Annotated in this window: 22 protein-coding genes; 16 read left to right on the forward strand and 6 right to left on the reverse strand. The window is 68.6% G+C overall.

The genetic code is table 11. The features are described from left to right. Positions 1-22 precede the first annotated feature (22 nt). The 3 genes from lolA to D893_RS10905 form a co-directional block, all read right to left on the reverse strand. The gene (lolA, locus tag D893_RS10895) at positions 23-646 is read right to left on the reverse strand and encodes an outer membrane lipoprotein chaperone LolA (RefSeq protein WP_077243882.1); all 624 of its coding nucleotides are present in this window, start codon (positions 644-646) and stop codon (positions 23-25) included. A 128-nt stretch (positions 647-774) separates the two neighbouring features. Beyond that, positions 775-3,171 (reverse strand): DNA translocase FtsK, encoded by a 2,397-nt coding sequence (locus D893_RS10900; RefSeq protein WP_110619805.1) that lies wholly within the window; start codon positions 3,169-3,171, stop codon positions 775-777. 55 nt (positions 3,172-3,226) lie between these two features. Further along, positions 3,227-4,492: a methyltransferase domain-containing protein gene (locus tag D893_RS10905; RefSeq protein ID WP_110619806.1), complete on the reverse strand. Its 1,266-nt coding sequence runs from the start codon at positions 4,490-4,492 to the stop codon at positions 3,227-3,229. A 70-nt stretch (positions 4,493-4,562) separates the two neighbouring features. Between D893_RS10905 and D893_RS10910 the strand changes: the two genes are divergently transcribed. The 4 genes from D893_RS10910 to D893_RS10925 are packed head-to-tail and all read left to right on the forward strand — an operon-like array spanning position 4,563 to position 9,603. Then, complete coding sequence (locus tag D893_RS10910; RefSeq protein ID WP_110619807.1) at positions 4,563-5,285, forward strand: hypothetical protein; 723 nt, start codon at positions 4,563-4,565, stop codon at positions 5,283-5,285. Positions 5,286-5,326: 41 nt separating this feature from the next. Continuing rightward, positions 5,327-6,724: an MBL fold metallo-hydrolase gene (locus D893_RS10915; RefSeq protein WP_110619808.1), complete on the forward strand. Its 1,398-nt coding sequence runs from the start codon at positions 5,327-5,329 to the stop codon at positions 6,722-6,724. Positions 6,725-6,781: 57 nt separating this feature from the next. Beyond that, positions 6,782-8,443, forward strand: coding sequence for a Na/Pi symporter (locus D893_RS10920; protein ID WP_018946205.1), 1,662 nt, complete (start codon positions 6,782-6,784; stop codon positions 8,441-8,443). A 50-nt stretch (positions 8,444-8,493) separates the two neighbouring features. Beyond that, the gene (locus D893_RS10925) at positions 8,494-9,603 is read left to right on the forward strand and encodes an RNA ligase (protein WP_110619809.1); all 1,110 of its coding nucleotides are present in this window, start codon (positions 8,494-8,496) and stop codon (positions 9,601-9,603) included. Position 9,604: 1 nt separating this feature from the next. On the opposite strand, the gene D893_RS10930 is transcribed toward D893_RS10925, so the two are convergent. Continuing rightward, positions 9,605-10,081 carry a YbhB/YbcL family Raf kinase inhibitor-like protein gene (locus tag D893_RS10930; protein WP_019570572.1) on the reverse strand — a complete coding sequence of 159 codons (477 nt, stop codon included), beginning with the start codon at positions 10,079-10,081 and terminating at the stop codon, positions 9,605-9,607. Positions 10,082-10,215: 134 nt separating this feature from the next. Between D893_RS10930 and D893_RS10935 the strand changes: the two genes are divergently transcribed. Both D893_RS10935 and D893_RS10940 read left to right on the forward strand, forming a co-directional pair. Beyond that, entirely contained in the window at positions 10,216-10,647 is a 432-nt protein-coding gene (locus D893_RS10935) for a hypothetical protein (RefSeq protein ID WP_110619810.1), read from the forward strand. An 11-nt stretch (positions 10,648-10,658) separates the two neighbouring features. Further along, the gene (locus tag D893_RS10940; protein ID WP_210434095.1) at positions 10,659-11,618 is read left to right on the forward strand and encodes a patatin-like phospholipase family protein; all 960 of its coding nucleotides are present in this window, start codon (positions 10,659-10,661) and stop codon (positions 11,616-11,618) included. A 12-nt stretch (positions 11,619-11,630) separates the two neighbouring features. On the opposite strand, the gene dcd is transcribed toward D893_RS10940, so the two are convergent. Further along, entirely contained in the window at positions 11,631-12,197 is a 567-nt protein-coding gene (gene dcd / locus D893_RS10945; RefSeq protein WP_110619812.1) for a dCTP deaminase, read from the reverse strand. A 19-nt stretch (positions 12,198-12,216) separates the two neighbouring features. Further along, positions 12,217-13,308: an iron-sulfur cluster carrier protein ApbC gene (gene apbC / locus D893_RS10950; protein WP_110619813.1), complete on the reverse strand. Its 1,092-nt coding sequence runs from the start codon at positions 13,306-13,308 to the stop codon at positions 12,217-12,219. Positions 13,309-13,856: 548 nt separating this feature from the next. Here apbC and D893_RS10955 point away from each other — a divergent pair. The 10 genes from D893_RS10955 to D893_RS11000 all read left to right on the forward strand — a co-directional run bounded on the left by D893_RS10955 (position 13,857) and on the right by D893_RS11000 (position 24,465). After that, on the forward strand, positions 13,857-15,173 hold the full coding sequence (locus D893_RS10955) for a hypothetical protein (RefSeq protein ID WP_110619814.1): 1,317 nt from the start codon (positions 13,857-13,859) through the stop codon (positions 15,171-15,173). A gap of 402 nt (positions 15,174-15,575) precedes the next feature. Continuing rightward, a complete protein-coding gene (gene metG / locus D893_RS10960) occupies positions 15,576-17,639 on the forward strand; it encodes a methionine--tRNA ligase (protein WP_110619815.1) in 2,064 nt (687 codons plus the stop codon). Between the two features lie 79 nt (positions 17,640-17,718). After that, positions 17,719-18,342 carry a methylthioribulose 1-phosphate dehydratase gene (gene mtnB, locus D893_RS10965; protein WP_018871177.1) on the forward strand — a complete coding sequence of 208 codons (624 nt, stop codon included), beginning with the start codon at positions 17,719-17,721 and terminating at the stop codon, positions 18,340-18,342. Then, positions 18,339-19,049 (forward strand): enolase, encoded by a 711-nt coding sequence (locus D893_RS10970; RefSeq protein ID WP_110619816.1) that lies wholly within the window; start codon positions 18,339-18,341, stop codon positions 19,047-19,049. The genes mtnB and D893_RS10970 overlap by 4 nt, the downstream gene beginning before the upstream one ends. A gap of 104 nt (positions 19,050-19,153) precedes the next feature. Then, positions 19,154-19,732: an electron transport complex subunit RsxA gene (gene rsxA, locus D893_RS10975; RefSeq protein WP_110619817.1), complete on the forward strand. Its 579-nt coding sequence runs from the start codon at positions 19,154-19,156 to the stop codon at positions 19,730-19,732. A 1-nt stretch (position 19,733) separates the two neighbouring features. After that, a complete protein-coding gene (rsxB, locus tag D893_RS10980) occupies positions 19,734-20,306 on the forward strand; it encodes an electron transport complex subunit RsxB (protein ID WP_018946216.1) in 573 nt (190 codons plus the stop codon). A 10-nt stretch (positions 20,307-20,316) separates the two neighbouring features. Beyond that, the gene (gene rsxC, locus D893_RS10985; protein ID WP_110619818.1) at positions 20,317-22,035 is read left to right on the forward strand and encodes an electron transport complex subunit RsxC; all 1,719 of its coding nucleotides are present in this window, start codon (positions 20,317-20,319) and stop codon (positions 22,033-22,035) included. Next, the gene (rsxD, locus tag D893_RS10990; protein ID WP_110619819.1) at positions 22,035-23,096 is read left to right on the forward strand and encodes an electron transport complex subunit RsxD; all 1,062 of its coding nucleotides are present in this window, start codon (positions 22,035-22,037) and stop codon (positions 23,094-23,096) included. The genes rsxC and rsxD overlap by 1 nt, the downstream gene beginning before the upstream one ends. Further along, positions 23,093-23,779 (forward strand): electron transport complex subunit RsxG, encoded by a 687-nt coding sequence (rsxG, locus tag D893_RS10995; RefSeq protein ID WP_110619820.1) that lies wholly within the window; start codon positions 23,093-23,095, stop codon positions 23,777-23,779. The genes rsxD and rsxG overlap by 4 nt, the downstream gene beginning before the upstream one ends. Then, complete coding sequence (locus D893_RS11000; protein ID WP_018946220.1) at positions 23,776-24,465, forward strand: electron transport complex subunit E; 690 nt, start codon at positions 23,776-23,778, stop codon at positions 24,463-24,465. The genes rsxG and D893_RS11000 overlap by 4 nt, the downstream gene beginning before the upstream one ends. The last annotated feature ends 291 nt before the right edge of the window (positions 24,466-24,756 follow it).

Raw genomic sequence — 24,756 nt, forward strand, 5'->3', positions numbered from 1 at the left:
TTGTAACCCCGCCGGGAACGGGTCAGGGCCGGTAGACGTCGGCCCCGTCGGGCACCTCGAAGCGGAAGGTGTCCGGATCCAGCTCCGGGTTGCGCTCGCTGGCGCTGAACCGCACGTCGGTGACCTGCCCGAACAGGTCCTCGAACTGCATGCGCACCAGGTCGCCGTCCGGGGTCAGATCCAGCATCATGCGCACAAAGTCCGCATGCTCGTCGCGCGGCAGCAGCAGCAGCCGCAGGGCCTCGCCATCCGGCACCGGCAGGATCAGCGTGCGAAAGTGCTCTTCCAGCCGATCCGGCTGGCTGATGGCGGCGATCGGCGTGGCCTCCAGCGCGTCGCCCAGCGGGCGCACCGTAGCCTGCGCCAGATCCGGTTCGAACGTCCACAGCTCACGGCCGTCGCTGACCACCACCTGCGGAAACGGCTCGTGCACTTCCCAGTACAGCCGGTCGGGAAGCCCCAGATGCATCACCCCTTCGGATTCCTGCAGGGTGAAGCCGGTCTCGTCACTGACCGTCTGGGTGAACTCCGCGGAGAACGTCTCCAGGCCGGCCATGAAACGTTCCAGCGCCAGGCGGGCATCATCGGCCGCGCCCGCCGGAGCCGCGAACAGGAGCAGCAACGCCGCCACCAGGCCGGGGAACATGGAAGACCCGCGTAGCGGGCGAACATCAAAACTCGGGGGACGCGGGTTCATGCGATCTCCGTCAGGGAAACTCGGATCAACAGATTGCGCGGCGACAGCTTAATCCGCGGTGAACGAGGCCGTGCACCTCACTCGTTCGAGCGATCGGGCACCAGCACCTCGCGATTGCCGTTGGACTGCACCGGGCTGACCAGTCCGGCGGTCTCCATGTCCTCCACGATCCGCGCGGCGCGGTTGTAGCCGATCTTCAGCCGTCGCTGTACGTAGGAAATGGAGGCCTTGCGCGACTCGGTGACGATCTGCACCGCCTGGTCATAGAGCGGATCCGACTCCGATTCGTTCCCGTCACCCGATTCCAGCCCGGGAATCGCCGCCGCGCCGGCCTCCGGCTCGTCGAGGATCGCCTCGTTGTAGTCGGGTTCGCCGGTGGACTTGAGGTACTCCACCACCTGGTGCACCTCGTTGTCGCCCACGAAGGCCCCGTGCACGCGCTCCGGCATCGCCTTGCCCGGTGGCAGGTAGAGCATGTCGCCATGCCCCAGCAGGTGCTCCGCGCCCATCTGGTCAAGGATGGTGCGCGAATCCACCCGCGACGACACCTGGAAGGCGATGCGACTGGGGATGTTGGCCTTGATCAGGCCGGTGATCACGTCCACCGACGGCCGCTGGGTGGCGAGGATCAGGTGCAGCCCGGCGGCACGCGCCTTCTGCGCGAGCCGTGCGATCAGCTCCTCCACCTTCTTGCCCACCACCATCATCATGTCGGCGAACTCGTCGACCACGATCACGATGAACGGCAGCGGCTCCAGCTCCGGGGCCTCGGTCGCGGTCACCGACTGCGCCGGATCGAACAGCGGATCCTTCAGCGGCTCGCCGGCGGCGCGCGCGTCGCGCACCTTCTTGTTGTAACCGCCGATGTTGCGCACCCCCAGGGCCGACATCAGCTTGTAGCGCCGCTCCATCTCGCCCACCGCCCAGCGCAGGGCGTTGGAGGCGTCCTTCATGTCGGTGACCACCGGGCACAGCAGATGCGGGATGCCCTCGTAGACCGACAGCTCCAGCATCTTGGGGTCGATCAGGATCAGCCGCACCTCTTCCGGGGTGGCCTTGTACAGCAGCGACAGCAGCATCGCGTTGACGCCCACCGACTTGCCGGAGCCGGTGGTCCCGGCCACCAGCAGATGCGGCATCTTCGCCAGATCGGCCATCACCGGCGCGCCGCCGATGTCCTTGCCGAGGGCCATGGTCAGCGGCGACTTGCCGGAGTCGAACTTCTCCGAGCGCAGGATCTCGCTGAGCGCGACGATCTCGCGGTTGTCGTTGGGGATCTCCAGACCCACCGTGGAGCGTCCGGGGATCACCTCGACGATGCGCACCGCGATCACCGACAGCGAGCGCGCCAGGTCGGTGGACAGCCCGGAGATGCGCGAAGCCTTGACCCCCGGGGCCGGCTGCAGCTCGAAGCGGGTGATCACCGGCCCCGGCTGCACCGCGACCACCTCGACCTCCACGCCGAAGTCCTTCAGCTTGAGCTCCACCTGGCGCGACAACGCCTGCAGGGCCTCTTCCGAATGCCCCTCGGAGGCCGCCGGGGGTTCGTCCAGCAGGCCCAGCGGGGGGATCGGATCGGCGCCCTCGCCCGCGGTGAACAGCGGCACCTGCTTTTCCTTCTCCACGCGCGGACTGGGCGGCGGGGTCTCGACCTTCGGCTCCACCCGTTTCGGCGGACGGTCCGCGGTGCGCTTGCGCTCCTTCTCCACGCGCTCTTCGCGCCCGGCCCGCTGCTGCTTGCCGATACGCCGGTCACGCGCCAGCTCCAGCCGCGCCCTTGCGGCCTCCCAGCCGCGCACCAGCGTACGCCCCAGGCCATCCATCAGCGCAAACCACGACAGCCCGGTGAACAGCGTGACCCCGGCAAGGAACAGCGCCAGCAGCACCAGCGTGCCGCCGACCAGCCCCAGCCCGGCGACCGCCCAGCCCCCGAACAGGTCGCCCAGGATTCCCCCGGCATGCACCGGCATGCCACCCGGCAGCAGGTGCAGGGCCGCCAGCGCCGAACCGGCGATCAGCGCCCCCACCAGGGCCGCGCCGCGCACGCCGATCTCCAGGGCACTGGCCATACGCGCATCGCGCCGGTGACGGAACAGCCACCAGCCGATGCCGGCGACCGCCAGCGGGATCAGGAAGGCCAGATGGCCCAGCAGGTGAAAGGCGATGTCGGCGAACCACGCCCCGGTGGTTCCGCCGAGATTGCGCGTCCCGTCACCGTCCCCGGTAGTGGACCAGGCGGCGTCACCCGGGTGATAGGTCACCAGGGCCACCAGCAGGTACAGCGCCAGCATGCCGAAGATCAGCAGCGCGCCCTCACGGAGCCCGCGCAGCAGTTGACCGCTGAGCGTCGGCGGTGCGGGAGGCTCCGGCGTCTTCGTATCCCGAGCCCGCGCCTGCTTCGGGCCCGGTTTCTGACCCTGTTTCTGGCCCGAATTCTGGCTCTTGCTTCCCGATTTGGCCTTGCTTGCGGCCATGCATTCCCCGTCGGTTCCGGCCCGCATGCGCGGGTATCTCGAATCAGAATGCAGTTTACCGGTTAAGAGCCCCGCCGTGGGGACTTGTACCCCATACCGCAAAAACCGGATCCGCATGGTCCAGGCGGCCTGCGTAAGGGTCACCCGCCGGCCGCGGCAGGCCGCGCAGGCTGAACGTGGTCAGGTCGACGAAACCCGCATCCAGGAACCGGTCCAGCACCAGTCCCATGCGCTCGAAGTCGAACAGCCGCTCCCAGACCGCGATCGCCCTGGTGGGGAAGCAGCGGTCCGAGAAGGTCACCACGAACACTCCACCCGGGCGGAGCACCTCCCGCACCGAGGCAAAGACCGCGCCGGGCCGGGTCAGATATTCGACCGAAGCGGTACAGACCACCACGTCCAGGCTGTCCGCCGGGAATGGCAGACGGGGACAGGCATTCAGGTCCTGCACCAGGGCCTGGCTCAGCGCCGGGTTGGCGGCCAGCTCTTCCCGATTCATGCCCAGACCGATGACGGCCTCCGGTTCGGCAACCCGGTCCAGATGCGATGCCCAGCTCGCCATGAGATCGAGGACCCGTGCGCCCGGCGGCACCAGCGCGGCGTACAGTGCCGCGACCCCGGCGCGCGCGGTGGCATCCAGATGGTGGACCATGCGCGGCCGCGCGTAGAACGTCGCATCATCCTCCGGGCCCTCCCGCTCGCAGGCACCGCCACTCCAGAAATCCGTCGGAACCCCGCGCCAGCGCGCCTGCATCCCCGGCCCGCGTTCGGTCAGCCGCCCGGTCACGTCGACCGCGGCCCCCTCGCGGCCCTCGGGATGTACGCCCACCACCCGACCGGTCAGACGCAGCTCGCGCCCCGCGAGGGGGTGATTCAGGTCCGCCAGCAGGCGGGCCTCTTCCAGGGCCCCCACGCGAAACAGCGCGCGATCGCCCTTCTCGATCCCGGCGTGCCCCGCAATGAACCCCCGTGGATAGAACCTTCCGGCCCGCGGCTCGACCACCCGGTGGCGCCGCAACCGCCGGTTGAAGGCCGCCGGCGACAGCTCCACCACCCTTGCGGGATCGGCCGCGGGTACCAGGGGCGCCGCCGGCCACTCGCAGGCCTCGCCCGGCGAACTTCCGATCACGCCGGAACCATTGCCAGCGGGCCAGACATCCCGCTCGGGATCCAGGCGCGGGAGGCACAGGCATTCGCGATGGCGGGCCTCGTCGCTGTTCCAGTCCAGCGTCCAGCCAATATCGGCCGTCCCTCCCGCCGGCAGTACCCCGGCATCCGGGATCTCGACAATGTTCGACTCGGGTACAAACGGATCCAGCATGCCGTTCTCCTTTCGTTCCCCTGCGTTATCATGCGGCGAACCGCCCGTACGCGGCCACCCGGAGGGAGCCATGACCGAGCCTTCACCCGTCCTGCTCGTCGCCGTGATTGCCGGCGATCTGGAGGAACGCGCCGTGCATATCGCCGCCGAGGAGGGCGCGCCGAAACCGTCGCTGCACGAGGGCTTCGGCATCGGCTTTCCGGAGCACATGCGTTTTTTCGGCGTGACCTACCAGGGACTCGAATCGGTGTGCATCTGGAAGACCGATCCAGCACGCGGTGAACGCATCGCGCGGCGGCTGAACCTGGAACTCGACCTGCTGCAGCCCTATAACGGCCTGGCCTTTACCCTGGAGGCCTCCGACGACACCGATGCGCTGCTGGACATGGCCAATGCCCGCCCGCAGGCACCGGGCTCGCCCGGACACGCGCCGCCCCCGCCGGCCGCCGGACTGCCGCTGTCGCTGCTGGCGGTGATGTTCCCCGACACCGAACGCGACCGCGCGGTGGAGATCGTGCGCCGGGGCGGCGGCGCCGGACTCACCCTCATGGATGCGCGCAACGCCGCCACCGACCATCACCCGCGCATCCTCAGCCTGCACTACGAGGGTGCCCGCACCCTGCTGCTGGCGATCCTGGAGACCGGTCACGGCGAACGCCTGCGCACCACGCTGGACACCGAACTGGGACTCGCCGCGCACGGACGCGGCCTCGGGCTGGTGCTGCCACTGCGCGGAGTGGCCGGGCTCAAACCGGAGCAGATCGAGCGGCTGCTGGAAGACGGCGACCGCTGACCCCCTGCGACCGCCCCGCCAAAGCCGGTACACTGCGCGGCATGGCACAGCTTACCTTTCAGGGCGCCACCGGCGAGGTCACCGGTTCGCGCTATCGCATCGACACCGACCACGCCCGTTACCTGCTCGAATGCGGCATGCAGCAGGGCGGCAGCGACGCCGACGAGCACAACCGCGCCTCGCTGGCCGAGGTGGCGGCGAACACCGACGCCGTGATCCTCTCGCACGGCCATCTGGACCACTCGGGCCTGCTGCCGAAACTGGTGCGCGACGGCTACCGCGGCCCGATCTTCTGCACGCCGGGGACGCTGGAACTGCTGGACATCATGCTGCGCGATTCGGCCTTCGTGATGGCGAAGGACATCGAATGGGAGAACAAGTGGCGCGCGCGCAACGACCGCGAGCTGCTGGAGCCGCTGTACGACGAACAGGACGTGGAGACAACGCTCGAACTGTGCGAGCCGGTCTCCTACGGCCAGCCCCGGCATCTGGACGACGGCTCGCGTCTGACCTTCCACGACGCCGGGCACATCCTGGGTGCCGCCATCGTCGAACTGGTGGTGCCGTCCGGCGGCCGCGAGCGGCGGCTGCTCTTCTCCGGCGACCTCGGCAACCCCGAGTCGGTGCTGATGAACGAGCCCGCACGGCCGGAGCAGGCCGACCATGTACTGCTGGAAAGCACCTACGGCGACCGTGACCACCGCCCGCTGGAAGAAACCATCGAGGAATTCGCGCAGATCCTGCAGGAGGCCTGGGACGATGGCGGCAACGTGCTGATCCCGGCCTTCGCCGTGGGCCGCACGCAGGAAATCCTCTACCACCTCGGCATGCTGCACCACGCCGGACGGGTACCGCAGCAGAAGATCTTCCTCGACAGCCCGATGGGGATCCGCGTCACCGAGCTGTACGCACGCTGCCGCCAGTCCCTGAACGCGGAAGACCTGGAGCGGCTGCATCAGGCGGCCAACGGGAATCCGCGGGAATACCTCCCGCCGCTGGAGTTCACCCGCACGGTGGAAGAATCCATGGCCATCAACCGCATCTCCGGCGGCGCGATCATCATCGCCGGCGCCGGGATGTGCAACGGCGGCCGTATCCGCCACCACCTGAAATACAACCTCGAACGACGCAGCACGCATCTCGTGATCGCCGGTTTCCAGGCCGCCGGGACCCTCGGCCGCCAGCTGGTGGACGGCGCCCGCTCAGTGAAGATCCACGGCGACGACATCGCGGTGAAGGGCCATGTGCATACCCTGGGCGGGCTCTCCGCGCACGCCGGCCAGTCCCGGCTCGTCGACTGGGCCGCCGGCTTCCGCGACCGACCGGTCTTCCATCTGGTGCACGGCGAACCGGCCGCGCGCGAGGCCCTGGCGCAGGTGATGCGCGAACGCGACCTGGACGCCCGCATCCCGGACTATGGCGACACCATCGAGCTGTAGCCGCCGCCCGGCCCCGGGCCCGGAAAAGGGCTCGGGATCGGGCCCCGGGGTACAACCATGACCGGGGCTCCCGACACCGGCGCCCTGGCGCTGATCGCCGGCTTCCTCGGCGGTCTGGGCCTGTTCCTGCTGGGCATGCACCTGCTCACCGACGGTCTGCGCACCGCCGGGGGCAAGGCCCTGCGCCGGATCCTCGGCAGCTGGACCCGCAGCCGCAGCCGGGCACTCGCCACCGGCGTGGGCGTGACCGCGCTGGTGCAGTCCTCCAGCGCCGTCACCCTGGCGATCATCGGCTTCGCCAACGCGGGCCTGCTGACCCTCGGCCAGTCGGTCTGGGTCATCTTCGGCTCCAATGTGGGCACCACCGTGACCGGCTGGCTGGTGTCCATCCTCGGGCTGGAGATCCGCATTGAGGCCTTTGCCCTCCCGGCCATCGGGCTCGGGGCGCTCGTATTCATCATCATGCGCGGACCCAGACTGCGCTACCTCGGCCTCGCGCTGGCCGGATTCGGCCTGTTGTTCCTGGGCATCGACGTGCTGCGGGCGACCTTCGTCGACCTCGGCGACACCGTGGACCTGGGGGCACTGGCCCGCCCCGGCTTCCTCGGCCTGGTAATCATGGTCGCCATAGGCATGCTGCTGACGCTGGCCATGCAGAGTTCGTCGGCGGCCATGGCCATGGCCCTGACCGCCGCCATGAGCGGCGCGATCCCGCTGGAGGCGGCCGCCGCCGCGGTCATCGGCTCCAACCTCGGGACCACGGTCAAGGCGGTGCTGGTGGTGATCGGCGCAACCGCCAACGCCAAGCGCGTGGCCGCCGCCCATGTCATCTTCAACGGCCTGACGGCTGTCGTCGCCCTGTTGATGCTTCCCTGGTTCCTGGCCGGCATCGAATGGATCTGGGGCGGACCGGAGGCCGCTCCCGCTCCGGCCATGCTGCTGGCCCTGTTCCATACCGCGTTCAACGTCCTGGGCGTGATCCTGATGATCCCGCTGGCCGGCCCGATGATCCGGCGGCTGCAGCGCCACTTCGGCGGCGCGGATCTGGACGAGGCCCGGCCCCGCTACCTGGACGACAGCAGTGCAGGCGTACCGGAGCTGGCCCTGCAATCGCTCGTCATGGAAGTCGACCGGGCCGGAGATCTGGCCTACCGCATGGCGCGCGACGCGCTCGGCGAGACCCCGCCGGCCGAATCGGGGCTGCGCCAGCGACTCGATGTTGTCGAGCGGCTGGTGGAGGCCATCGGCGAGTTCGCCAACCGCGCCGGGCGGGTGTCGATGGCGGACGCCACGGCCGAAGGGATCGCCGAGGCGGTGCGTGTCGCCCGCTACCATCAGGACATCGCCGCACGCGCCGCCGAGATCGCCGAACTTCGCCGCAGCGCCAGCGACGACACCACTGCGGAGATGACCGCGCGGCGCCGCGCCTGGCAGGGCCGCGTGATCCGCGCCCTGGACTGGGCGCGCCTGGAGGGCGACGAGGAGACGGCCGGGACACCCGCGGAGGAGGTATCCCGCGCGGTGGAGGACGTTGAAGCCGCCTATCAGGAACTCAAGGCGGCGCTGCTGCGCGAGGGCACCTTCGGCGCACTGTCGATGGCGGAGATGGACCGCCAGCTGCGCATCATCAGCCTCGCCCGCCGCCTGGCCGGCCAGGCGGCCCGGGCGCACGAGCGCGGGACCGCCCTGCACGCCCTCGCCGGCAACGGGCCGGGCTGAGGCGTGCCGGCGCAATGTACGCGCCCGCGGCCGGGGCGATACACTGGGGCATGGACGCCGCAACCCTTGATCAGGCCCTGGAACAGGGCCGCGCCCGCGAGCAACAGTTCGCGAGACTGACCTCCCACCGCCTGCTGGAGAGCGTGGATGGCTTTCCGCGCGGCAGCGTGGTACTGCCCGACGGGCGCGTCCTGCCGGGCTACCCGTCCATCGCCCGCATCCAGTCGCTGGCCGCCGGCCTGCCGCGCCAGTTTGACGGCCCGTTCCGGGCCGAGGAGAAGATCGACGGCTTCAACGTGCGCATCCTGCGCGAAGGCGACGCGATCTACGCCTTCTCGCGCGGCGGCTTCGTGTGCCCCTTCGCCACCGACCGGGTGCCGGATTTCGTGGACCCGCAGGTGTTCGAGGAGGACCCGGAGCTGATCCTGTGCGCCGAGATCGCCGGGCCCGACACCCCGTACATGGAGGGCACCAGTGCCCAGGTGGAGGACGACATCGGGCTGTTCGTATTCGACATGATGCGCCGCGATCACGCGGGCTTTCTGCCGCATGCCGACAAGCAGCGCCGGATCGAGCGCCACGGCCTGCCGCAGCCGGCGCAGCACGGTGTCTTCCACCCCGACGAGCTCGAGGCTCTGCGCCATCGGATCCTGGAACTGGACGCGCGCGGGGTGGAGGGGCTGGTGCTCAAGGCCGAGGACAACGGCACGCGCGCCAAGTACGTGACCGGCCGTTCCTGCATCAACGATATCCGTGTCTGCAGCGGGCAGCTACTCGACCTGCCCGCGGAGTATTTCACCCACCGCCTGATGCGGCTTGCGGTCTTCCTGACCGAGCACGGACACACCGGCGACCCGGAGATCGAGCGCGCCCTCGGGCGCGCTTTCCTCGAAGGCATGGACGACGCGGTCGCCTCCAGCGAGCAGACCGGCCATGTCGGCCAGCACTACCGCTGCCGCTTCCGCGAGCGCGCCAACGCCCTGCGGTTCATCGAGCACATGCGCACCACTGGCGGACGCCATGTACGCGTCGACCCCGCCAGCCCGCAGCCCGAGACGGGCGAGCGGGAAGGCTACTGGCGGGTGGACCTGGAGCGCCGCTTCGACCGCATGACCGGCACCCTGGCCTCGGCCCTGCGCGGCGACTCGCAGTTCGACTGAATCAGTCGCGGGTGTAGGTGCCCACCAGCCGGTTCATGCCGATCACGTGCGGTTCGGCACGCTCCAGGAACTGTTCCAGGGTCAGCCCCGGCGGAGCCTGGAGATCGGCATCCAGCGCCAGCACCCAGAAGAAGTAGTGGTGCACGCCGTGCCCGCCGGGCGGCATGGGGCCGCCGTAACCGCTGCGGTCGAAATCGGTGTGCCCGGCGGTCCCCAGCGAGGTGCCGGCCTCCAGGTTGGTGACGTCGGGTGGCAGGTTGTACAGCACCCAGTGCACGAAACCGTAGGCGCCGGGCTTGACCAGCGGGGCATCGGGATCGTGACAGATGATCGCGAACCCGCGGGTGCCCTCGGGGGCCCCGCTCCAGGCCAGCGGCGGGGACACATCCTCGCCCTCGCCGGTGTAACGCGCCGGGATCTTCCCGCGCGACTCGAATTCCGGGCTGATGAGCTGCATGTCGGACAGGGCAAAACCCATAAGGACCTCCTGGAACGTTGGTGTGGCCTGTAGCCACCTCACCGTAGCGACCCTGCCGGCCGGATGCCAGGGGGCCGGGGCGAAAGCTGTGTCCATTTGCAGCGCCGGCCGGGCTGCCTGATCATACCGGCGTGATGATCCGCTGGCTGCGCAATCCGTTCCGTCGCAGGAATCCGCTGGACACTGCCGCGCGCGCGGTGGACCGGGGGCGCGCCGGCGTGGAAACCGTGCTGGGCCTGCCGCACCGCCTGGCGGTGCCGCTGCTGCAGCGCCATTTCGGCGATGCGGCGGTGCCCTCCAGCGAGGGCTTTCGCGAACATGGCCGGGACGGTTCCTGGACGCTTCCCGCGCCCGCCCCGGAGTTCTCCGTGCGGCTGGATGCCGACTCCGAGGGACGCCTGATCCACGGCCGCATCACCGGATCCGGCCCGTACGCCGGGCTGATCGTGTTCAGCGACTGGAGCCCGGACCACCCCGCCGCGGTCTGGCAGATCCACGTCGAGGAACCGGCCGGAGAACAGGCCACTGCCCTGCATGACCATCTGCTTGACCCCGAACGGAACTGAGGAACCGCGCCGTGCCACAACCACCCAGGACCGTCTCGCTCGTGCTCGGCAGCGGCGGGGCCCGCGGTCTCGCCGAGATCGGGGTCATCCGCTGGCTGGAAGACCACGCGAACTACGAGATCCGGACGATTGCCGGCTCCTCCATGGGGGCAGTGGTCGGCGGCATCTATGCCGCCGGACAGCTGGACACCTACGAGGAATGGGTGTGCACCCTGCGGCGCCAGGACGTCTGGCGACTGCTGGACTTCTCGTTCTCCGGGGCCGGTCTGTTCCGCGGTGAACGCCTGGTCGAAAAGCTCCGCGAGATGCTGGGCGATACCGACATCCGCAATCTGCCCATCCGCTTTACCGCGGTGGCCACGGACATCGAACGCGAGCGCGAGGTGTGGCTCAACGAGGGCGCGCTGTTCGACGCGATTCGCGCGTCCATCGCCATCCCCACGGTATTCACCCCGGTGCGCCTGAACGGGCGGCTGCTGGTGGACGGCGGCCTGCTCAACCCGGTCCCCATCGCTCCGACCCTGTACGACGACAGCGACGTCACCATCGCGGTCAGTCTCAACGGACGAGTGGACGAGCGTCTGGGGCCGAAACGCAGTTCGCCCGGAGACCATCAGGGGGATTCCGCCGCCACTCGCCTGCGCGACGGCCTGCGCAGCGCGCGCGACGTGCTGCCCGACCGCATCGGCTCCTGGCTGCAGGACTGGCAGGGGCGACTGGGGCTCGGCGAGACCGACTCGCGCCTGACCGAGGAGCAGGAGGCGCGGGCGCTGGGCCTGATCGACATGGTCTCGCATTCCATCGAGGCCATGCAGGGCAGCATCGCGCGTTTCCGCGTGGCCGCCTACAACCCCGAGCACCTGATCGAGGTCCCCGTGAACGCCTGCGGGGTGTTCGACTTCCACCGTGCACGGGAGATGATCGATCTGGGATACGAGCTGGCCGAGCGGCGTTTCGCGCTGGAGCGCTGACGCCGGCCGGCCTCAGGTGCGCGGCAGCGTGACCCCGCGCTGGCCCTGGTACTTGCCCCCGCGGTCCCGATACGAGGTCTCGCACTCCTCGTCCGACTGCAGGAACAGCATCTGCGCCACGCCTTCATTGGCATACACCTTGGCCGGCAGCGGCGTGGTGTTGGAGAACTCCAGCGTCACGTGGCCCTCCCACTCGGGTTCCAGCGGAGTCACGTTGACGATGATGCCGCAGCGGGCGTAGGTCGACTTGCCCAGGCAGATGGTCAGCACGTCGCGCGGGATGCGGAAGTACTCCACCGTGTGCGCAAGCGCGAAGGAATTGGGCGGGATGATGCAGACGTCGGCATGCACGTCGACGAAGCTGCCCTCGTCGAAGCCCTTGGGATCGACGATGCTCGAGTTGATGTTGGTGAAGATCTTGAAGTGATCCGAACAGCGCACGTCGTAGCCGTAGCTGGACGTACCGTAGGAGACGATGCGCTCGTCGTCGCGATAGCGGATCTGGCCGGGCTCGAAGGGATCGATCATCCCCTCGGCTTCGGCCATGCGACGGATCCAGCGGTCGGACTTGATGGTCATCCCTGATCGCCCGCCGTCATCAGTTGTTCTGGATGACGATGTTGGGGAACTTGCTGCTGTAGTCCCGCGCCTGTTCCGCCAGCCGGGCGCCGGTGCGCCGCGCGATCTCGCGGTAGATCTCGGTGATGCGACCATCGGGGTCGGCGATCACCGTCGGTTCGCCGCCGTCGGCCTGCTCGCGGATGCGGATGTCCAGCGGCAGCGCCCCCAGCAGGTCCACGCCGTATTCCTCCGACATGTTCTCCGCGCCGCCCTGGCCGAAGATGTACTCCTCGTGACCGCATTTCGAGCAGATGTGGATGCTCATGTTCTCGATGATCCCGAGCACCGGCACCTCGACCTTTTCGAACATGCGCAGGCCCTTGCGCGCGTCCAGCAGGGCAATGTCCTGCGGCGTGGTCACGATCACCGAGCCGGAGACCGGGATCTTCTGCGACAGCGTCAGCTGAATGTCGCCGGTGCCCGGCGGCAGGTCGATGATCAGGTAGTCCAGATCCTGCCAGTTGGTCTCGTTGATCAGCTGTTCCAGCGCCTGGGTCACCATCGGCCCGCGCCAGATCATCGGCGTGTCCTCGTCGATCAGGAAGCCGATGGACATCGCCTGCACGCCGTGGCGCTCCAGCGGTTCCATGTGCTTGCCGTCCTTCGACTCCGGCTTGTCCTTGATCCCCAGCATGCGCGGCTGGGAGGGGCCGTAGATGTCGGCATCGAGGATGCCGACGCGCGCGCCCTCGGCCGCCATGCCCAGGGCCAGATTGACCGCGGTGGTGGACTTGCCCACCCCGCCCTTGCCCGAGGCCACGGCGATGATGTTCTTGATCCCGGACATCGGCTTGAGGCTCTTCTGCACCGCGTGGGTCAGGACCTTGCAGCCGACATTCACCTCGACCGCGTCGACCCCGCCCACTCCGCGCAGGGCCTGCTCGACCACCGAACGCAGCTCGTCGTGATAGCCCGAGGCGGCGTAGCCGAGCTCGATATCCACCACGACCCGCGAGCCGTCGATGCGGATATCCTTCACCTGGTTGGCGGACACCAGGTCGGTTTCGAGGTACTTGTCCTGCACCTGCTTCAGGGCGGATTCGATCTGCTCGCGCGAGAGTTCAGCCATGGTTGCCCGGTTTCCGTTGATTGGGAGTGTGATCGCGCGATTCTACTGCCCGCAGACCGGGACGCCAATGACTGCACGCCACGGCCGACTTTCGGCGTCCCCGGATCCGGGCCGAGAGGAGGCCTGTCAAGGCCCCAGCCCGACAGATTGTCCGATTTGTGCACATCCGCGGCGATCGGCCACCCCGGCGGGACAGGATAGCGAAAACAGCCGGAAAGACACTCGACAAAACTTTTTCAAGTCCCTGTTTATGAATAGTTTTTAAAAAGTTGGTCGTTTTTTGACCAATCTGAGGCAAAGCCCCGTCTGACAAGGCTTGCGGACAAATGCCACGGGTTTTCCCACAGAGTTATCCACAGGTTCTGTGGACAGTCACGGGGCTTGACACCCGTCACCCGATAGCTCCGGCAATGTGACCCGGCCGGCAGAACCCGCCCGCCGTGCATGCCGCGCCGTGCATCCCCCGGCCAAAGCCCTTAATGTAGAATCTCGCGCGGCGCGCATCCGAATGCGACGTCGGCAGCCAGCGGTACGGAAACGGACAAACAATGCTCAAGCAAGTCGCCATCGGCGGTGCGGTCCTGGTGCTTGCCGGACTGGGTTACCACCAGTACGAAATCGGTCAGATCGAGGGCAGCCTCGACGATCTCGCGGCCGAGCTGCGCCCCCTGGGCGAGCTGGACTATTCCCGGGTGCGCATCGGCGTGAACGGCCACCTGCATGTGGAAGGGCTCCGTTTCGATCCGCACGCCCTCCCCGGGAGGCTGCAGGCCGAGCGGATCAGCCTGGAGAGCGAAAGCATCCCGGAGCTCCTGCGCCTGCGCCGGACCCTGGCGCGTGACCGTCTGCCGCGGGCCCTGGGCGTCTCGGTGCACCAGCTCCGGATCCCCGCGACATGGTCGCGCGCGAACGCGGACGCCCCCCTGGCCCGTTTTTTCACGCGCCTGGATACCGCCGGCTGCGCCGCCCTTGCCGACAGCGACCACACCCGCGTTCTCGACCGTCTGGGCCTGGATCGTCCGCCGGTCGACCTTGCGCTGTCCTACCGTATCGAGGGCAGCGGCGAGCGGATGGAGCTGCGCAGCGAACACCACGCCGGCGGGCTCGGTATCTTCCACACCCGGATGGAACTGGAACCCCGGGCGGGCACGCGCAATCTGGACCGCCTGGCCCCAGCGCTGCTGGAGGCACCGATGCGCGAGCTGACCTTCGAATACCGCGATGCGGGCTATTATGCCTCCCTCCAGGACTTGTGTATCCGCGAAAGCGGCATGGCGGCAGAACCCTGGCGCGAGCACCACATGGGCGAATGGCTGCAGGTATGGGCCGATGCCGGACTGCAGCCGGGGCCGATCCTGACGCATGGCTACCGCGAATTCATCGCGAACCCCGAGTCCGTCGAGATCCGGGTGGGGCGCGTGCGCGAGCCGCTGCGGGAGACACGGGGCATGGATTCTCCGGTGCAACTACTGGATCAGCTCGACCTGCGCCTTACGGTCAACGGCGAGCGCATCGGCCCCGTGGACCTGCACACGGGGAACTTTGTCGGCCTGCCCGAGGAGGACCAACCCGCCCCCGAGCAGGATCCGACGGCCGCGGAGACGGCAACCCTCCCCGCACCCGATTCCGGGACTGAAACCGCGCTCGCACCGGGCGCCCCGACGGGCGGAATCCTCGCCTGGGAAGCCCTGCCGGGGCATGTCGACCGATACGCCATCGTGATTACCGAACGCGGGCACCGTCGCCCGGGCCGACTGCTGGAGGCGGGCGACGATCACCTGCGCCTGCGCCAGCGACTGCATGGCGGGTTCATCGTGATTCGGCTGCAGCGTGACGAAATCCGCGAGGTCCGTGCCGCCCGCTGACACACTGTATCCTGCGCGGTTTTGCACAGACCGGCACGCCCCGGGCAGAGTCGGCAGCCGGGCACGCATCACGGCCGGATACGACACGCGAAAAAATTGCAAGTTTTTGTTTCGACGGGATTTTATTCAGGGTGGTTAATATTTGCCCAATCTGATGCAAGCCACGCACTGACAAGGGTTTGGCTCGCCTGCCACGGTTTTTCCCACAGAGTTGTCCACAGGTTCTGTGGACAACGGCCGGCTTGACCGGCACCGGGAAATGGATTAAGCCGGCCTCCTCGTCCGTTCCGGCGGCTCGACATCCCGCCGGCCACACCGGACAATATCCGTTTCCGGATCACCCGCCGGCTGCACCGTCCGTGGCCGGACACCCGCGACCCGACACCACAGATCCCGAGGCCCATGACCGACACGCCGCGCAAGATCCTCGTCACCAGTGCCCTGCCCTATGCCAACGGGCCGATCCACCTGGGCCATCTGGTGGAGTACATCCAGACCGACATCTGGGTCCGTTTCCAGCGCGCCCGCGGCCACGAGGTGGTGTACGTCTGCGCGGACGATGCCCATGGCACGCCCATCATGCTCAAGGCGCGCGCCGAGGGCATCGAACCCGAGACCCTGATCGAGCGCGTCCGCGAGGAGCACGAGGCGGATTTCGCCGAGTTCCACATCGGCTTCGACCACTACCATTCCACGCATTCGGCGGAGAACCGCGAACTGGCCGGCGAGATCTACCGCGCCCTGCGCGACGCCGGCCACATCGCCACCCGCACCATCGATCAGGCCTATGACCCCGAGGCCGGGATGTTCCTGCCGGACCGCTTCGTGAAGGGCCGCTGCCCGAAATGTGGGGCCGAGGACCAGTACGGCGACTCCTGCGAGACCTGCGGCGCGACCTACAGCCCGATGGAGCTGCAGGAGCCGGTGTCGGCCATCAGCGGGGTCTCCCCCGAGTCGCGCGAGTCGGAACATTTCTTCTTCCGCCTGGCCGACTTCGAGGCCTTTCTGCGCGAATGGACGGGCTCCGGACGCCTGCAGGACGCGATCCGCAACAAGCTGGAAGAATGGTTCGAGGCCGGCCTGAGCGACTGGGACATCTCCCGCGACGAGCCCTACTTCGGCTTCGAGATCCCCGAGGCGCCGGGCAAGTACTTCTACGTGTGGCTGGATGCGCCCATCGGCTACATGGCGAGCTTTCGCGCCTGGGCGCGCGAACACGGCGAGGACTTCGGCGCCTGGTGGCGGCCGGATTCCGATGCCGAGCTGTACCACTTCATCGGCAAGGACATCGCCTACTTCCACACCCTGTTCTGGCCGGCCATGCTGCACGGTGCGGGCTATCGCACGCCCTCGGCGGTGTTCTGCCACGGCTTTCTGACCGTCAACGGTGCCAAGATGTCGAAGTCGCGCGGGACCTTCATCCGCGCCCGCGACTACCTCGACCATCTGAACCCCGAGGCCCTGCGCTACTACCTCGCCGCCAAGCTGGGTGACGGGGTCGACGACCTCGACCTCAATCTCGACGACTTCATCCAGCGGGTAAACTCCGACCTGGTCGGCAAGGTGGTCAACATCGCCAGCCGCTGCGCGGGCTTCATCACCAAGCGCTTCGACGGCCAGCTGGCCGCCGAACTGCCGCGCCCCGACCTGCACCAGGCGTTCGTCGACGAGGGCGACGCGATCGCCACGGCCTACGAGAACCGCGAATTCGCCCAGGCCATGCGCCGCATCATGGCGCTGGCCGACCAGGCCAACCAGTACATCGACGAGGCCCGGCCCTGGGTGCTGGCGAAGGAACCCGGACGCGAGGCCGAGGTGCAGGCCATCAACACCCAGGGGCTGGACCTGTTCCGCATCCTGATCGTCTACCTCGCACCGGTGCTGCCGAAGCTGGCGGACGAAGCGGCGGCCTTCCTGCGCGAGGACGACCTCTCCTGGGCCGGACGCACCCGGGCCTTCACCGGCCGTTCGATCGACCGCTTCAAACCCTTGATGACCCGCATCGAAGGGAGCACGGTGGAAAGCCTGCTGGAGGCCTCGAAGGCGTCGCTGGGCGGCGGCGAGGCCGCGGCAAACGAGGCGGCGAGCGGGGCGGCGACCGGGGACGCGGAACCGGACCCGGCGGTGGAGCCGATCGCCGATACCATCGACTTCGACACCTTCGCGCAGGTCGATCTGCGGGTCGCGCGCATCGAGGTCGCGGAACACGTGGAGGGCGCGGACAAGCTGCTGCGCCTGGAACTGAACATTGGCAGCGAACGCCGCCAGGTCTTCGCCGGCATCAAGTCAGCCTATGCCCCCGAAGACCTGGTCGGCCGCCACACCGTGATGGTCGCCAACCTCGCCCCGCGCAAGATGCGCTTCGGCGTCTCCGAGGGGATGGTGCTGGCCGCCGGACCGGGAGGCGACGAACTCCGGATCCTGAGCCCCGACGACGGGGCCCGGCCCGGCATGCGTGTCAAGTGATCCGCATGCCGGTGATGCGGGTCATGGATTTGCATCCGGTGCTCGCGTAAGCTGCCCGCCTTTTGCCAACAAGGGACGCATGGAAAACAGTCTCGAATTCAAGGCCCAGGTGAGCCTGCTCGCCGATGCCGGTGCCCGTCTCGCGGCACGCGGCTGGCTGCCGGCCCGCGCCGGGCACTTTTCCGCGCGCCTGGACGACCGCCATATCGTGGTCTCCGCTCCCGGGCGACAGAAGGACATGCTCGACGAGAACGACTTCATCATCGTCGATCTCGACGGCAATCTGCTGTCCCCGGCGGAGCGCACGCCGTCGCCGGAGACCTTCCTGCACATCATCATGTACCGCCGCGACAAGGACCTGGGCGCGGTCCTGCATACCCATTCGGCCAATGCCACGGTGCTCTCGCGCCAGCTGCCGGGCGGGCTGCATCTGAGCGACTACGAGGTCCTGCGTGAACTGCCGGTGGTGCAGTACCCCGCCGAAGGCATCGACGTACCGGTGTTCGCCAACGACCCGAACGTGCAGCAGCTGGCCGCGCAGGTCGATGACCGCATGAGCCGGCAGCCGGATCTGGCCGGCTATCTGATTGCCGGGCACGGCCTGTACACCTGGAGCCACACCGTGGAAACCGCGATCCAGCGGGTCGAGGCCTTCGAGTTCATGTTCGAGTGCGAGATCCTCGCGCGCCAGCTGCACCCATGACCCCGACGCCCCGGGCAATCGTGCTCGCCTTCGAGGGCGTCCTGGCCCCGGCGGACGTCCTGGCCGAGACCCTGGAGCCACGCGCCCGCGAGGAACTGGGCCCGTTCCTGGAACAGCACGCCGATGACCCGCTGGTGAAGCGCACCCTCGCCGACCTGCGGGCCTATGCCGGGCGCGACCTGGACGACGCCGAGCTGCGCGTGCGCATCGACGCCTGGATACGCGCAGGGCAGGACATCAGCCCGCTGCGCCAGCTGCAGGGCCTGATCTGGACCGAGGTGCTGGAACAGGGCGGCCTGCGGCCCGAACTGGACGCGGATACGGTGGCGGCGCTGACGCGACTGGCACGGGCCGACATCGCGCTGTACAGCTTTGGCGCCACGCCGGTCACCACCCAGCGCGAGTGGCTGCGGCGTGGCCCGGACCGCAACTTCGAGGCCCGCCTGGCGGGCTACTTCGATACCCGCCTGGGCGGACGCCGCGACGCCGGCAGCTTCGGGCGCCTGGTCGCCGAGAACGGGCTGCAGGCGGACCAGGTTCTGGTGCTGTCGCCGGACCGCCGGCAGCTGGATGCCGCGCGCCAGGGCTGGCTCCGGACCGCCCGCCCGGCGCCGGAGCCCGACGCCGGCCATGCGGATCCGGACGGGGAGCCGCACCCTGCCCTGAGCCTGAACGCCCTGGCCGAACGCTGGGGAACCGCCGCCTGACCACCCGGCCATGACCGTGGCCGGGGCAGGGTTGAGGTGCCATCCACGGGGGTCGATACTATGTTGTTGACCCTGTTACTCGGAAATTGCGGGCGGGAGCCGACTTGGAATACCTCCTGATCCTCATCAGCACGATCCTGGTGAACAACTTTGTCCTGGTGAAATTCCTGGGGCTGTGTCCGTTCATGGGGGTCTCGCGCAAGGTCGAGACGGCCACCGGCATGGGCCTGGCCACGACCTTCGTGCTGACGCTGTCGGCAGTAGCCTCCTACGTCATCAACGGATTCGTCCTCGCCCCGCTGGACCTCGAATATCTGCGCACCATCGCGTTCATCCTGGTGATCGCGGCCGTGGTCCAGTTCACCGAGCTGGTGGTGCGCAAGACCTCGCCGCTGCTGTACAACGTGCTGGGGATCTTCCTGCCGCTGATCACCACCAACTGCGCGGTGCTGGGCGTGGCCCTGCTGAACGTGCAGGAGGCGCACAACTTCGTCGAATCGGCGTTGTACGGCTTCGGCGCCGCGGTCGGCTTCTCGCTGGTGCTGATCCTGTTCTCGGCGATCCGCGAACGCATCGCGGTCGCCGACGTGCCGGTGGCGTTTCGCGGCAGCGCGATCGCGATGATCACCGCGGGCCTGATGTCGCTGGGCTTCATGGGCTTCTCCGGGCTGGTAACCACCTGACATGGACATCCTGATCGCCATACTCGCCATCACCGCGCTGGCCGCCCTGTTCGGCCTGGTGCTCGGCTATGCCGCGCAGCGCTTCCGCGTGGAGAGCAACCCGGTGGTGGACCAGATCGACGCGCTGCTGCCGCAGACCCAGTGCGGACAGTGCTCCTACCCCGGCTGCCGGCCCTACGCCGAGGCCATCGCCGCCGGCGAGGCCGACATCAACCGCTGCCCGCCCGGCGGGCAGGCCACGGTGGAGGCCCTGGCCGATCTGCTCGACCGCGACCCCAAGGCACTGGAGGAGGAAGAACAGGAAAAGAGCGTCGCGGTGATCGACGAGAACCTGTGCATCGGCTGTACCCTGTGCATCCAGGCCTGCCCGGTGGATGCCATCGTGGGCGCCGCCAAACAGATGCACACCGTCATCGAGGAAGAATGTACCGGCTGCGAGCTGTGCATCGAACCCTGCCCCGTGGACTGCATCTACATGGTGCCGGTGGAGACCGACATCAGCGAATGGGGCTGGTCGGAACCCGAACCCTCGCCCATCGAACGGCCGCGCGACGCACCGCGGGCCTCCGCCTGATACCGCAACCATGCAGCTGCACCGTTTTCATGGCGGCCTGAAACTGGCCGACAACACGGAAGCAAGCACTGCCGAGCCGGTGCTGACCATGGGCGTGCCCGAACGCCTGACGATCCCGCTGGGCCAGCACATCGGCGATCCCACCGAGCCCTGCGTGCAGGTCGGCGACCGCGTGACCAAGGGCCAGCGCATCGGTCAGGCCGCCGGCTACATCGCGGCGCACGTGCACGCCCCCACCTCGGGCGTGGTGGAGGACATCGGCGAGTACCCGGTCCCGCACCCCTCGGGCCTGTCCGCCCCCTGCGTGGTGATCCGCGCGGATGGCCGCGACGAATGGGGCGACACCCGCATGGAGCCATGGCTGGACTGGGACACCCGCGACAGCCGGCGCCTGCGCGAGCGCATCCGCGAGGCGGGCGTCGTGGGCCTGGGCGGGGCGGCGTTCCCCACCGCGGTCAAGCTCAACCCGCGTGCCGGGCAGAACATCCACACCCTGATCGTCAACGGCGCCGAGTGCGAGCCCTGGATCAGCGCCGACGACATGCTGATGCGCACGGCCCCCGAGGCGGTCTTCGAAGGCATCCGGATCGTCGCCCACCTGCTGGGCGTGGAGCGCATCCTGTTTGCGGTGGAAGACAGCATGCCGGAGGCCATGCGCGCCCTGACCGAGAACACGCCGGCGGAACTGGCCGACCGCCTCGAGCTGGTCTCCATCCCCGCCATCTACCCCACCGGCGGCGAGCGCCAGCTGATCCAGGTCCTGACCGGCCGCGAGGTCCCCAGCGGCGGGCTGCCCGCCGATCTGGGCATGGTCTGCCACAACCCCGGGACCTTCCGCGCGATCTGCGACGCGGTGATCCAGGGCCGGCCGCTGGTCTCGCGCCTGGTCACCGTCACCGGGCCCGGGGTGCACAGGCCGCGCAACGTGAATGCCCTGATCGGCACGCCGTTCGCCGACCTGGTCGCGGCCACCGGCGGCTACGACGCCGAGGTCGACCGCCTGGTGATGGGCGGGCCGATGATGGGCTTCGCCGTGCACGACGACGCCCTGCCGGTGATCAAGGGCACCAACTGCCTGCTGGCCACACGTCCGCAGGACACGCCCTCCCCGGGCCCGCGCATGCCCTGCATCCGCTGCGGCGAATGCGCGGCGGTGTGCCCCGCCCGACTGCTGCCGCAGCAGCTGTACTGGCAGGCGAAGGCCAAGGACTTCGACGCCATCCAGGACTACGGCCTGTTCGACTGCATCGAATGCGGCTGCTGCGCGCATGTCTGCCCCAGCAACATCCCGCTGGTGCAGTACTACCGCTACGCCAAGCACGAGATCTGGACCCGCGAGAAGGAACGCCAGAAGTCGGACGTGGCGCGCGAGCGCTACGAGTTCCGTCAGGCCCGGCTGGAACGCGAGGAACGCGAAAAGGCCGAGAAGCTGGCGAAGAAGAAGGCCGCGGTGAAGAACAAGGAAGGCCAGGACGACGACAAGCAGGCCGCCATCCAGGCGGCGCTGGAACGCTCGCGCGCACGCAAGGCGGCGCGCAAGGGCCAGGCGGACGCCACCGATTCTTCCGCCGGCTCCACCGGGGAGGCTCCCGAGGCCGACTCCCCCACCCCCGGCGACACCGGCACGGGAACCGAACCCGCGGAGACCGGCGAGCCCGGCCGCTCCGAAGACACGGGTCAGGCGGATACCACGAACGCCACGGAAGACAGTCAGGAGCACGGACGCTGATGCGCTTTCGCACCGAATCCTCACCGCACATCATCCCGCGCCATTCAGTGGGCGGGGTCATGCAGCAGGTCCTGCTGGCCCTGGTCCCCGGCACCCTGGCGATGACCTGGTTCTTCGGCTGGGGCGTGCTGATCAACGTGGCCCTGGCGGTGGGCTTCGCGGTGGCGCTGGAGGCGGCGATGGTCGCCCTGCGCCGGCGCCCGGTGGGGCCAACCCTGGCCGACAACTCGGCCATCGTGACCGGCTGGCTGTTCGCCCTGGCCATCCCGCCGCTGGCGCCGTTCTGGGTCACCCTGATCGGCATCGCGTTCGCCATCGTGGTCGCCAAGCACCTGTATGGCGGACTGGGCTACAACCCGTTCAACCCGGCGATGGTCGGCTATGTGGTGGTGCTGGTCTCGTTCCCGCGCGAGATGGCGCTGTGGCCGGCCCCGGAGACCCTGCCGCAGATGCCGCTGGGGCTCTGGCAGAGCCTGCAGACGGTGCTCACCGGCAGCCTGCCGGCCGGCATGGAATGGGATGCCATCACGCGCGCCACACCGCTGGACGCCCTGCGCGAGGGACTGGTGTCCGGGCGCACGGTCTCCGAAGTGACCGCCAGCCCGGTATTCGGCAGCTTCACCGAGACCGGCTGGGAATGGATCGGCAATTTCTTCCTGCTGGGCGGGCTGTACCTGCTGTTCCGCCGCATGATCCGCTGGGAGATTCCGCTGGCGGTGATCCTCGGCGTGGCCATCCCCGCCGGGTTCTTCTGGATCCTGGATCCCGATGCCCACGCCTCGCCGGCGTTCCACGTGTTCAGCGGCGCGGTGATCCTGGGTGCGTTCTTCATCGCCACCGATCCGGTCTCGGCGGCCACCACGAAACTGGGACGCATCCTCTACGGCGCCGGCATCGGCCTGCTGATCTACGTGATCCGCACCTGGGGTGGCTACCCCGACGCGGTGGCCTTTGCGGTGCTGCTGATGAACATGGTCGCACCCACCCTGGATCACTTCACCCGGCCACGCGTCTACGGCCATTCGCGCGGAGGCGGGCCACCGCCGGGGGCCGGGCCGTGACCGGGCTCAAGCCGCGCGACATCGCGATCACCACCGCGCTGCTGGCCGCCTTCGCCGGGGCCGGTACCGGTCTGGTCGCGCTGGTGCAGAGCGGGACCGAGGCGCGCATCGAGGCCAACCGGATGGAGGTCAACCGCCAGCGCATCGCGGATCTGCTGGGCGAGCTGGACTACGTCAACGAGCCGGTGACCGACACCACGACCCTCAGCCACGACGACCTCGGCGGCACGAACCTGCCGGCCTGGTTCGCGCGCGACGCCGACGATAACGTGATCGGCGTGGTGGTATCGGCGATTGCGCCGGATGGCTACAGCGGCGATATCCACCTGCTGGTGGGCATCGACCGCGAGGGCGAGCTGCTGGGCGTGCGGGTCTCGGAGCACCGCGAGACGCCGGGCCTGGGCGATGCCATCGAGGCCGGGCGCTCGGACTGGATCCACGATTTCGAGGGCCGCCGCCTGGGCGACCCGCCACGCGACGAATGGACCGTGCGCCGCGACGGCGGCGCCTTCGACCAGTTCACCGGCGCCACCATCACCCCGCGCGCGGTGGTGCATGCGGTGCGCCGGTCCCTGGAGTACTTTGAAGCCCATCGCGAGGAACTGCTGGCGACCGAACCCGGCGAGGGAGCGGCCGTGACCGAACCGCTCACGCCCGACGATGATCAGGAGACAACGCCATGAGCACGCCCGCCGACATCATCCGTGACGGTCTGTGGCACAACAATCCGGGCCTGGTGCAGCTGCTGGGGCTGTGCCCGCTGCTGGCGATCTCCGGCACGGTGGTCAACGCCGTGGGGCTGGGCATCGCCACCACCCTGACCCTGCTGCTCTCCAACGTGATCGTGTCGCTGATCCGCGAGCACGTGCGCTCGGAGATCCGCATCCCGGTCTACGTGCTGATCATCGCCTCCATCGTGACCGCGATCGAACTGGCCATGAACGCCTGGTTCCACGGCCTGTTCCTGATCCTCGGGATCTTCATCCCGCTGATCGTGACCAATTGCGCGATCATCGGCCGCGCCGAGGCCTTCGCCTCGCGCAACTCGGTCCCGCGCGCCGCGCTCGACGGGCTGATGATGGGGCTGGGCTTCACCGGGGTCCTGATCGCCCTGGGCGGCCTGCGCGAGCTGCTGGGTCAGGGCACGCTGTTCGCCGACTTCCACCTGCTGCTGGGCGAATGGGGGCATGCCCTGAGGATCGAGTTCTTCCCGGAGGAACACGGCTTCCTGCTGGCGCTGCTGCCGCCCGGTGCGTTCCTCGCCATGGGCCTGCTGATCGCGGTCAAGAACTGGATCGACGCGGCCATGGAGAGCGGGCCCGAACCCGCCGAAGACGCCGCGGCGGAGCCCGGGCCTTCCGCCGGCTAGGGCCGGGTCGGCTGCGCCGGATCGGCCAGAGGGCTGGCCTCCTTGTGTGTCGTCGCAGAGGGAGCGCTACCATCTGTGGCACCGGGCTCGGGGTAACCCGTTGGCCTCCTGAGGTCTTGAACCTGCTCCGTAGATCGGTCCCCGCGCCCTTCTCATCTCGAAGTTTGAACGGTATCCAAGCCCCCCGTGAAGGACGGGTGAGGCTGTACGGACAAGGCGAGAGGACGAGATGGCTCATATCGGCATTGATGTCAGCAAGAACAAGCTCGACTGCATGTGGGTTCGGGATCT

Origin of the sequence: Thioalkalivibrio sp. ALE21, assembly GCF_003208255.1 — a bacterium.
GTDB lineage: Bacteria > Pseudomonadota > Gammaproteobacteria > Ectothiorhodospirales > Ectothiorhodospiraceae > Thioalkalivibrio > Thioalkalivibrio halophilus.

Bases quoted from the DNA above. Each gene is read 5' to 3' on its own strand.
- lolA (WP_077243882.1), bottom strand. From the start codon at position 646: ATGTTCCCCGGCCTGGTGGCGGCGTTGCTGCTCCTGTTCGCGGCTCCG.
- D893_RS10900 (WP_110619805.1), bottom strand. From the start codon at position 3,171: ATGGCCGCAAGCAAGGCCAAATCGGGAAGCAAGAGCCAGAATTCGGGC.
- D893_RS10905 (WP_110619806.1), bottom strand. From the start codon at position 4,492: ATGCTGGATCCGTTTGTACCCGAGTCGAACATTGTCGAGATCCCGGAT.
- D893_RS10910 (WP_110619807.1), top strand. From the start codon at position 4,563: ATGACCGAGCCTTCACCCGTCCTGCTCGTCGCCGTGATTGCCGGCGAT.
- D893_RS10915 (WP_110619808.1), top strand. From the start codon at position 5,327: ATGGCACAGCTTACCTTTCAGGGCGCCACCGGCGAGGTCACCGGTTCG.
- D893_RS10920 (WP_018946205.1), top strand. From the start codon at position 6,782: ATGACCGGGGCTCCCGACACCGGCGCCCTGGCGCTGATCGCCGGCTTC.
- D893_RS10925 (WP_110619809.1), top strand. From the start codon at position 8,494: ATGGACGCCGCAACCCTTGATCAGGCCCTGGAACAGGGCCGCGCCCGC.
- D893_RS10930 (WP_019570572.1), bottom strand. From the start codon at position 10,081: ATGGGTTTTGCCCTGTCCGACATGCAGCTCATCAGCCCGGAATTCGAG.
- D893_RS10935 (WP_110619810.1), top strand. From the start codon at position 10,216: ATGATCCGCTGGCTGCGCAATCCGTTCCGTCGCAGGAATCCGCTGGAC.
- dcd (WP_110619812.1), bottom strand. From the start codon at position 12,197: ATGACCATCAAGTCCGACCGCTGGATCCGTCGCATGGCCGAAGCCGAG.
- apbC (WP_110619813.1), bottom strand. From the start codon at position 13,308: ATGGCTGAACTCTCGCGCGAGCAGATCGAATCCGCCCTGAAGCAGGTG.
- D893_RS10955 (WP_110619814.1), top strand. From the start codon at position 13,857: ATGCTCAAGCAAGTCGCCATCGGCGGTGCGGTCCTGGTGCTTGCCGGA.
- metG (WP_110619815.1), top strand. From the start codon at position 15,576: ATGACCGACACGCCGCGCAAGATCCTCGTCACCAGTGCCCTGCCCTAT.
- mtnB (WP_018871177.1), top strand. From the start codon at position 17,719: ATGGAAAACAGTCTCGAATTCAAGGCCCAGGTGAGCCTGCTCGCCGAT.
- D893_RS10970 (WP_110619816.1), top strand. From the start codon at position 18,339: ATGACCCCGACGCCCCGGGCAATCGTGCTCGCCTTCGAGGGCGTCCTG.
- rsxB (WP_018946216.1), top strand. From the start codon at position 19,734: ATGGACATCCTGATCGCCATACTCGCCATCACCGCGCTGGCCGCCCTG.
- rsxC (WP_110619818.1), top strand. From the start codon at position 20,317: ATGCAGCTGCACCGTTTTCATGGCGGCCTGAAACTGGCCGACAACACG.
- rsxD (WP_110619819.1), top strand. From the start codon at position 22,035: ATGCGCTTTCGCACCGAATCCTCACCGCACATCATCCCGCGCCATTCA.
- D893_RS11000 (WP_018946220.1), top strand. From the start codon at position 23,776: ATGAGCACGCCCGCCGACATCATCCGTGACGGTCTGTGGCACAACAAT.